At 34.7% G+C, this 9,837-nt stretch carries 9 protein-coding genes; 4 read left to right on the top strand and 5 right to left on the bottom strand.

Features of this window, described 5'->3' with window-relative positions:
- Positions 1-269: 269 nt before the first annotated feature.
- Positions 270-716 carry a GNAT family N-acetyltransferase gene (locus GR162_RS19810; RefSeq protein ID WP_160783533.1) on the top strand — a complete coding sequence of 149 codons (447 nt, stop codon included), beginning with the start codon at positions 270-272 and terminating at the stop codon, positions 714-716.
- A 3-nt stretch (positions 717-719) separates the two neighbouring features.
- Here GR162_RS19810 and GR162_RS19805 read toward each other — a convergent pair whose 3' ends face one another.
- Entirely contained in the window at positions 720-1,583 is an 864-nt protein-coding gene (locus GR162_RS19805; protein ID WP_160783532.1) for a LysR family transcriptional regulator, read from the bottom strand.
- Positions 1,584-1,647: 64 nt separating this feature from the next.
- Here GR162_RS19805 and GR162_RS19800 point away from each other — a divergent pair, with 64 nt between their 5' ends.
- Both GR162_RS19800 and GR162_RS19795 read left to right on the top strand, forming a co-directional pair.
- Positions 1,648-2,169, top strand: coding sequence for a GNAT family N-acetyltransferase (locus GR162_RS19800; RefSeq protein WP_160783531.1), 522 nt, complete (start codon positions 1,648-1,650; stop codon positions 2,167-2,169).
- 1 nt (position 2,170) lies between these two features.
- Positions 2,171-3,058, top strand: coding sequence for a DMT family transporter (locus GR162_RS19795; protein ID WP_160783530.1), 888 nt, complete (start codon positions 2,171-2,173; stop codon positions 3,056-3,058).
- A 97-nt stretch (positions 3,059-3,155) separates the two neighbouring features.
- On the opposite strand, the gene GR162_RS19790 is transcribed toward GR162_RS19795, so the two are convergent.
- The 4 genes from GR162_RS19790 to GR162_RS19775 form a co-directional block, all read right to left on the bottom strand.
- Positions 3,156-5,444 (bottom strand): ATP-binding protein, encoded by a 2,289-nt coding sequence (locus GR162_RS19790; RefSeq protein ID WP_160783529.1) that lies wholly within the window; start codon positions 5,442-5,444, stop codon positions 3,156-3,158.
- 3 nt (positions 5,445-5,447) lie between these two features.
- Positions 5,448-6,044: a biliverdin-producing heme oxygenase gene (locus GR162_RS19785; protein WP_160783528.1), complete on the bottom strand. Its 597-nt coding sequence runs from the start codon at positions 6,042-6,044 to the stop codon at positions 5,448-5,450.
- 107 nt (positions 6,045-6,151) lie between these two features.
- Positions 6,152-7,486 (bottom strand): PAS domain-containing sensor histidine kinase, encoded by a 1,335-nt coding sequence (locus GR162_RS19780; protein WP_160783527.1) that lies wholly within the window; start codon positions 7,484-7,486, stop codon positions 6,152-6,154.
- A 2-nt stretch (positions 7,487-7,488) separates the two neighbouring features.
- Positions 7,489-8,838, bottom strand: coding sequence for a sigma-54 dependent transcriptional regulator (locus GR162_RS19775; protein ID WP_160783526.1), 1,350 nt, complete (start codon positions 8,836-8,838; stop codon positions 7,489-7,491).
- Positions 8,839-9,123: 285 nt separating this feature from the next.
- On the opposite strand from GR162_RS19775, the gene GR162_RS19770 reads away from it, so the two are divergent.
- Complete coding sequence (locus GR162_RS19770; protein ID WP_160783525.1) at positions 9,124-9,834, top strand: ABC transporter ATP-binding protein; 711 nt, start codon at positions 9,124-9,126, stop codon at positions 9,832-9,834.
- The last annotated feature ends 3 nt before the right edge of the window (positions 9,835-9,837 follow it).

The following is a 9,837-nucleotide window of genomic DNA, read 5'->3' as shown; positions in this document are numbered from 1 at the left end:
GGGAGGAACGAAGGATCACACTCGCATATCGACAAAGATTGAGAAAATTCACTTTGCGGAATTTCTAGTGTGATTCTTCGTTCTCAGAATGACAACTGTTAGTAGAACTTTAGTTTTGCGTTTTCAGCTTGGAATTTGGAATTTCAATTTTGGAATTTGGAATTTCAAAAAGCATTAATGCACTTTCAGCATCACATGATAAAAAAATAGCATTTTTACACATTATTCTCTGTTTTATCTTTGTCAAAAATTAAAGTCTAAAATTAAAAATGACATTCAGCCATTCCATTAAATCTTTTGACGAATTAACCAATCACGAAATGTACAATATGCTTCGTTTAAGAAGCGATGTATTTGTGGTCGAACAAAACTGCCCTTATCTCGATTTAGACAATAAAGACCAAAAAGGTTTTCATCTATTGTATTATGCCGATAACGAATTGGCAGGTGTCACACGTTTGCTTCCAAAGGGAGTATCGTATGATGAAGTTTCGATAGGAAGAGTAGTAATTGCAAGATCGCATCGCGGATTAGGTTTAGGGGTAAAACTAATGGAAGCTTCGATTGAAGGTTGTGAGGAAAAATTTGGAAAAAGTCCAATTAGAATCAGTGCGCAATATCATTTGTCCAAGTTCTACCAATCGTTAGGATTTGTTGAACAGGGAGAAGTGTATGACGAAGACGGAATTCCGCATATTGGAATGCTGAGGCCTTAACAGTTACGGAATAATCAATTTCAAAACATTGGCAAGCACAGGGTTATGGTCTTCGGTTCTCCAATTGACATATAAATCGGTTTCTAAAGGCAATTTGATAAATCGGATTCCTGGAATTTCGTGATAGACATAAGAATCGGGTAAAATGGCAATTCCGAGTCCTTTTCGAACCAAAGCGATAATCGCAGAACCGAATTCAGAATAAAGATAAACTTCGGGAGCATTCTCGAAAGAATTGAACAGCCTTCGAATAAGATCACTATAACTGCTTCCTTCGTCGTTGGTTGGTAAAATAAACTTTTGAGAAGCAAGCGTTTCCTTGGTCAAATCGGCAGGCGTCTGATAAGGGTGATCTTCTGGAACGACAATCGCCAGATAATCGGTTTGGATTTTTTGAGACTGAATATCTTTATCGGTATTGATATCTCTGGTAAAGGCCAGATCAATTTTATAATTGCGTAAAAAATCCTGCTGATTCTCGTATAAAACTTGAACTAGTTTGATTTTAAGCTTAGGAAAAGCATTTGAAATGCGAGATAAGATTTCGGGCATAGCAGAAGCCGAAATAGAATCGGGATGAGAAATGGTAATCGTACCGCTCTCTCCCAACTGAATCTGGCGGGCAGATTGATGAATAAATTCCAATTTACTCAATTCTACCTCCCATTTTTCTTTTAAGAATTGGCCAGCGGCAGTCAGTTTGACATTGCGTTTGTTTCGCTCAAACAACTGAACCCCAAGCTGATTCTCAAGAGACTGAATCTGACGGCTAAGTGCTGATTGTGTAATATTCATTTTTCCGGCAGTATTCCAGAAATGAAGTTCGCGGGCCAAAGCCAAAAAATATTTAATCTGCTGTAAATCCATTGATGCAATTTACGCATTTATAAAGAATAAAAAACAGCTTTTAACGCATTAAAAAGAAATAAAAATGAATACTCTAAAAATAACTAAAGCAACGATTGATGACGTTTTAAAGCTTCAATCTATTGGCAGACAAACTTTTTTTGAAACTTTTGCTGATGTCAACAGCGAAGAAAACATGAAAAAATATCTGGACGAAAGCTTCGCCACAGAAAAACTAAGTGCTGAATTGAAAAATCCGTCGTCTTATTTCTTTTTAGCTGTTTTAGACGAAAAAGTAGTGGGTTATCTGAAATTAAACACGGCTGACGCTCAAACCGAAAAGGAAGATTTAAACGCTTTAGAAATAGAACGCATCTATGTGGCAAAAGAATTTCATGGTAAAAAAGTCGCGCAAGCCTTGTACGCGCAAGCAGAAGAAATTGCCAAAGAAATAAAAGCCTCGTATATGTGGTTGGGCGTATGGGAAAAGAATTTTAGGGCCGTGAGCTTCTATACAAAAAATGGTTTTGTACAATTTGACACACATATCTTCAGATTAGGCGACGACGAACAAACCGATTTAATGATGAAAAAAGTATTGATTTAAAATGGAAAGAAGACAGCTTTTATTGTTTTTATTAATTCTTGGCACTGCCTTTTGGGGAGTCTCATATTCTGTTACCAAAATGGCAATTGGCGCATATTCTCTAAATGTATTTCTATTCTATCGCTTCCTGCTGGCTGTCGCTGTATTGAGTTTTATTTTTTGGAAATATGTTAAAGACATCAATCGAGAAGCTGTCAAAACAGGTTTTATCTTAGCAGTTCCAATGTTTTTAGGCATTCAGCTGCAAACTGTTGGACTGAAATATACAGATGCTTCTCAGTGTTCTTTTATTGCGGGATTAACCGTAATTATTATTCCGTTATTAAAACTGGCGGTTTACAAAACCAATGCTTCTCTAAAAATTTGGATTGCTGCTTTAACGGCTTTAACCGGTTTATTTATTATTGCCATTCAGGATAAATTTACGATAAACTTCGGGGATTTATTTACCATCGCTGGAGCTTTTGCCTTTGCGATTTATTTAATTGCTGTTGAAAAACATTCGGCTACCAAAAATCTTTTGTATTCTAATGTTCCCATGTTTGCGTTTTGTGCGCTTTTTACTTTTTTAATAGCGCTGACAGACAGTTCATCAGAATGGTTTCCGCAAAATAATACGTTTTGGATGGGCGTAATGTATTGCGCTTTGTTTTCTACAGCTTTTATGTACACGGTTTCCAATATTTCGCAGCGATACTTATCGGCAGAACGTGTGGCAGTAATTTATTTGTTTGAACCTGTTTTTGGAGCAATTGGCGCATTCTTCATTTTGGGTGAAAACCTAACTTGGCGTTTGCTTTTGGGCGGAACTTTAATTTTTGCCGGGACTATTATTTCTGAAGTGAATTTTAAAACCGAAAGATTAAAACTTTTTGTTCGAAAAAGCTAATATAAAATGTTTCACGCAGATTTAAAATGATTAAAGGCAGATAAAATTAAATCTGATTAATCTGTAGAAATCTTTTTAAATCTGCGCTAAATAAATTCTACTCATTTATAGGCAAAAGCGTATCTTTCGGATCACATGGAAAATAGATTATAATATCTGTGCCTTTTCCTGGTTTTCCTTGCGCATAAATATCTCCGCCAATCGCATGCATGATTTTTTTACATAAAGCAAGACCTATACCTGAACCCGTATACTCTTCCATAGTATGCAGTTTGGTAAATATCTTAAAGATCGATTTCTCATATTGGGGTTCAAAACCAATTCCATTATCAGAAAAACGAACCCAATGGCAATACACTTTAAATAAATTGCTGATAATTACTGGTTCCTGAGAAGCTGTTATTTTTATTATCGGATTTCTTTCTGGAGATTTATATTTTAAAGAATTTTGAATGACATTCGTCAATAATTGCTTCATCAAAAAAGAAACAGCATGAACCTCTGGAAGATTTTCGTATTCTATTACAGCATTATTTTCTGCAATAGTTTCATTCATTTCCTTAAGAACAGTTTGCAGAACTTCATTTAAATCTACATTGCCAAGAGCATCTCTATTATTTTTTATACGAGTATATTTTAAAATATCTTCCAATAAACCGCTCATTCTATTGGCAGATTTTGAAACTCGTTCTAAAGAATTTGAAATCGACTCTGTAGAAATAACATCCAACTCGGAGAGCATTTTCGAAGTAATCAGCTGAATTTTACGCAAAGGTTCCTGCAAATCATGCGTACTGATCCAGTTTATATTTTCAAGCTCCGAATTGGTTTCTTTTAATATTTCACTTTGGTTTCTATATTTTTCTTCCTCTTCACTCAACATAATCAAAATAAGCTGATTCTGTAAAGTATGAGCGTATTGTCCCGCAGCGTTAATCTCATACGATTTCCAAACATTGCTTTGATTGTTTACGATCTGCTTCCAGATATTAAACGAATTTCTAGGATGCAGTCCGTTACTGTCTTTTACGATACTTTTCTCAGGATCTCCGCCCCAATGTATTTCAGAAATAGTTTCTGGCCTATACCAAATGATATGGTCATTATTATTATTGCCAAGCGAATGGTAAATAATTCCCGCAAAATTTTCATCTTCGGCAAATTCTGGAAAATGGTCGCTTATTTTATTAGTCGAAAATACATCAGTTATATTCTTTTCGGCAATCTTTTCAATTAATTTGAAAATTTGTTCATCCGTTGGAGTTGAACCATTTTTATAAATTTTACTTCTAGAAACAATGGACACTCCTGCAGCATTACAAAGATCTAAAAGCTGTGGCGCAGCGATTATCGTCTCTAATGATTTCTGCAAAATAGGAAGATTAAGCGCATTTAACTGTTCTAATGCTAAAACGGTTTTTTGAGCACTTATGTATTCATCGTTAGATTGTCTGATATCAATTTGAGACGTGATAAATTGTCCTTGAAGTTTCGCCGCCAATCTAATTTCAGGCGATATATTTTTTTCTGAATAATGATGGCAGGCAATTAAACCCCACAATTTTCCGTGATGAATGAGCGAAATGGTTAGCGTTGCACCTACTCCAATATTTTTAAGATATTCAACATGAATTGGCGAAGTGCTTCGAAGAATAGAAAGGCTTAAATCCAGATTTTTACCTTCCTTATCATCGACTGTATAAATCGGAACTGGCTCGTAATTAATATCAACAATCAACCTAAGCTGATTTTTAATATACAATTCGCGAGCTTGAGCAGGAATATCGGTATGCGGATAGTGCAATCCTAGAAAAGGCTCTAAATCTTCACGACAGTCTTCGGCAAATACTTCTCCGTTATACTGCTCATCAAAACGGTAAATCATAACGCGATCGTAACCTGTTATTTCACGCGTTCCTTGCGCTACAAGAGCACATAAATCTTTAAGCGATTTGGTTTTATTCATCTGACTAACAAACTGAATGGTTTGTTTGTAAGCGTCAGCCAGTTTTTCTCTATCCGGAAACAGCAATTCGGCTTCTAGAACAAAAATGCCATCACTAACATGAATATTGATTTGAAATAATTTTCCGAGCAGTTCGATCTCAAGTGGAAAAGCGTCTTGAACTTCATCTCCTTTTATATAGGCCAATATTTCTTCTTGTGCAACAGAGCCAAAAACGCTTGCAAAATCTTTTCCCAACATCTGAATGTGGGAAATATCAAAATATACAGCAACATTTTCTGTACAGAAATCTATTTTCCAGTCTTGCGTAATACCAAGTAAAAAGCCATGAGGCTGAATTTTTCCTGGAATATGTATAGGTTCCTGTTCGCAATTACTTAAATTAACAAGATCACGATTTACTATATCCTTAATCTTCATTTTTTACTTTCGGTCAAAATGCTTGTATATACTATCAAAAGCAAAAATTGCTCCTTCTATAATTTTCTCTCCGCAATTATGCTCTTGTTCGTACTCTGAAAGAAAATTAAGGAAAGATTTCCAAAAGCTTCCTGTTTTTTCTCCATAACCGTTAAAATAAGAAACACCTTGTTCTCCTGAAAGTTCAGGAAATTTAGATACATTTTTCAAAATAAATCTTCCTCCAAGCGTTGAACCTTCTACTACATATAAAATCCCTAAAGCAAATGGAACTGAAATTAATTCTGTTTCAAAGACTTTTTCTGAATTCATTTTTGGAGCATTCAGAAAGAAAAGATCATTTTCTATAAGATGTTTCTTTCTTCTTTGTTCCAGATCTTCCATTGCATTTGCTAAAAAAGGGAAAATATGTTCCTCAGTATCGTTATGCACATCATGCATTAAACTTAAATAATAAGTGTAATCTTCGATTTTCATATCTGGCGACATAATCGACATAGACACTGGAAGTTCTTCCAATTTCTTATGAGAATCAGACGTTTGTGTTTTTAAATCAATAAGGAAACTAGAAGCTATAGCAGAAGTTGTATTTGTACTCATGTTTGTAATATTCTTTATTATCGAGAGTCAATTGGGCAACTCCTCTTCACAAATTTAAACAAAAAATATTAGCCGTATGTTAAAACATTTCTTTTGCAAAATTCAAATCAATCTTCAATCAAACACATTTCAAAAATCGTTTTTCCATTTTCGTTTTTATGTGAAATATAACCGCCGTGAGCCTCTATAATATTTTTAGATAAAGTCAAACCAATTCCCGCACCTTCGGTTCTTGTGGTGTAAAACGGAAGAAATATTTTGTCTTCAATTTCTTTTTCAATTCCTTTTCCATTGTCTGTAACTCGTATGAAAATGCGATTATTTTTGGCTTCCGCCGAAATGGAGATTTGTTTGGAATCTTTGTTTTCTAATGCATTAATCGAGTTCGTCAGTAAATTGATTAGCACTTGTTCTGTCTGCTGAGAATCGACATTTATAAAATAGTCTTGAATAACGCTATTGGTTACCTCAATATTATTTTTCTTGAAAATCGGACTCATTATTTGAATGCAGTTTTCAATCAAATGCTGTAATTCTATTTTTTCTTTTTTTGGCGAAGGCAGCATAGCCAGTTTTCGATATCCTTCTACAAATTTCTGTAAATGGTCGCTACGTCTCAACATCGTTTGCACGCTGTGTTTGACATCTTCTAAATCCTCTGGCGAAAGCGAATCTTGCTCTACCAAATCCTCCAAATTCTGGCAGATCGAACGAATTGGCGTAATGGAGTTCAGCAATTCATGCGAAATCACTTTCATCAAATTGATCCATGCATCTTTTTCTTTTTTCTCCACCACATTCTGAATCGAGTCGAGCAAAACAATAAAATAATCCTGTCCAAAGATTTCTGTTCGTGAGGCCTGCAAAACAAACGTCTGTTTGCTTTTTTCGTTTATACTTAGCTCGATTGAAGTTTTGATTTCGTGAAAATCATCTTTTTCGATAATTTCACACAAAGACGGCAGCTGATTCTTAAGATATTTCCATTTCGAAACTTTAGGCGCATTAAAATGGCTCGAAAAGTAATCGTTCATTAAAAAAACACTCCAATCGCTTTCCTGTTTCTGCAAAATAATAACGCCCGATTCTATATTGTTTAAAATCGAACGGTAAATAATATCTCTCGTAACTTGCTCATTTTGCTTGTTTTTTAAAGTTTCATACAAAGTAAAAAGCTCGTTATACGTACTATTGAATTTATGTTTAGAAAAATCAGAACTAAAATCATCCTGCAATATTGAAGAAATGGTTTTATTGTAAATCAAAACCATATTTTTAACATAAAAATACATTTCTCTACTCAGCAGAAAAACCATGCAGAGGCTAAAAATTCCCGTAAAAAGCAAACCAATCTTAAAGAAATAAAGCGACAATTCGATGCCGATAACGATAAAAATTAATCGCAGAAAAAGGAGTTTATAAGTTTGTAAAGTCCTTAACATAATTAGTCGATATTGATATTAAATTTCTCCAAACGTCTATACAGCGCGCCTCTTGAAAGTCCTAATTCTTCGGCTGTTTTACTGATATTATTGTTGTTTTTAAGAAGTGCTTTTTCAACTGCTGCTTTTTCAACAGAAGAGAGCTGAATATCGTCTGAGTTTTCCTCGTAAGGCGTTATCGTTTCCAAATCCAAATCTGAAGCGGTGATGGTATTATTTTCGCAGAGAATAACCGCGCGTTCAATCTTATTTTCCATTTCGCGGATATTTCCGTTCCAAGCATGTTTTTCAATCTGTTCCAAGACTTTTTTGTCAAAAACAATTTCGTCCCTGCCATATTTTTCAATCATTTTATCCAAAAGATATTCGGCAAGCGGAATTTTATCTTCGTGACGTTCTCTCAACGGAGGCAAAACGATTTCCATGGTATTGATGCGATAATACAAATCTTCACGAAAATTTTTATCAGCTACTTCTTGTTTTAAATTCAAATTGGTTGCCGTTATGATGCGCACATTTAAAGGTCTTGGTTTCGTTTCACCTAATCTGGTTACGGTTTTGGTTTGAATCACTTGAAGCAGTTTGGATTGCAAATGAAGTGGCACATTCCCAATTTCATCTAAAAAGATAGTTCCGTTTTGCGCCATTTCAAAACGTCCTGCTGTATCCGTTTTAGCATCAGTAAAAGCACCTTTGGCATAACCAAACAATTCGCTTTCAAAAATATTCGAATTTAAAGAACCTAAATCGACTGCAATAAAGGGCTGATTTTTTCTTTCCGATTGCGAATGAATGTGATGCGCCAGAACAAATTTCCCTGTACCATTTTCGCCTAAAATCAAAACATTTGCATCGGTTTTTGCGACTTTATCTGCCAGTGAATAGGCTTTTTTTATAATTTCAGAATTGCCAACAAAAAAGTCTTCTTTTATCTCAACCTCTTTACTTTTCTTCTGTTCTTTTCGAGATTTATCTACCGCTTGTTTAACCGATTCTAAGAGCTTTTTATTTTCCCAAGGTTTCAGAATATAATCAAAAGCACCCGATTTTAAGCCTTCAACAGCGGTTTCTACTTTTCCGAAAGCGGTCATTAGAATGACAACTGTTTTCGGCGAAAGCGTTTTTATTTCTTTAAGCAAATACAAACCTTCTCTCCCATCTTCAAAACCCAATCGGTAATTCATGTCCAATAAAACTACGTCAATGGCATTTTTAGCCAATAATTCGACAATATTTTTCGGATTATTGAGCGTATAAATGTTCTCGAAATACTTTTTAAGATAGACTTTTGATGCAAAAAGTATGTCTTCTTGATCGTCGATGATTAAAATAGAGGCGTTGGTCTTTTTCATTATTGTTCAGTTTTGGACGAAAGGTGTCCATTAATGGACAGTTTGGATTTTTATCGAAAAATAATCCCTTAAAAATAAGGCGTTTACAAAGTTTAATTTGCTGGCACGAAAATCACATTAGAACTTGTAAATCATTAATAATTAAAGCCTTTCAGAAGTACAAATAACAAAATAAATAGCGATAAATTAAAAAAAATTTATCTTAATTTTCAGACTTGTTTCTGTCATTTCCAAAGGGCATAAAAATTTTAAAAGAAAATCAATCAAAATTAAAAACAGTCAATTATGATTACCATTACAAAACTTTCAAAAGTATTTAGAACTGAGGAATTAGAAACCAAAGCATTAAGCGAGATTTCGTTAACCATCAATCAAGGCGATTTTGTCTCTATTATGGGACCGTCTGGAAGCGGAAAATCAACTTTACTAAACATTATCGGACTTTTGGACAGTGCTTCAAGTGGAAGTTATAAGCTTCTGGATCAGGAAATGGTGGGTTTGAAGGAAAAACAAAAGTCGCAAGCCCGAAAAGAAAACATCGGATTCATTTTCCAGAACTTTAATCTAATTGATGAATTATCAGTTTTTGATAATATCGAATTGCCTTTAATTTACAGCAATGTTCCTTCTGCTGAAAGAAAATCGCGAGTAAATGAAATGGCTAAAATTTTGGGAATTGCCCATAGATTGAAGCATTTTCCGCAACAGCTTTCGGGCGGACAGCAGCAGCGTGTGGCCGTAGCAAGAGCTTTAATCAATAATCCGAAAATTATTTTGGCCGATGAGCCAACAGGAAATCTAGATAGTAGAAACGGAAACGAGGTTATGGAATTACTAACCGATCTTCATGCCAGCGGATCGACAATCTTGATGGTAACGCACTCTGATTACGATGCTTCTTTTTCGCAAAAAACCATTTTTATGAAAGATGGCGTGATTCTTTCTGAGAAAGTGAATCATAGAAATGTAGATGTTTTGGTAACTGCTAACAACTAGTTT

The sequence above is a fragment of the Flavobacterium sp. HBTb2-11-1 genome (genome assembly GCF_009826975.1).
In the GTDB taxonomy this organism is placed as follows: Bacteria; Bacteroidota; Bacteroidia; order Flavobacteriales; family Flavobacteriaceae; genus Flavobacterium.
This window is presented reverse-complemented; position numbering and strand designations above follow the sequence as displayed.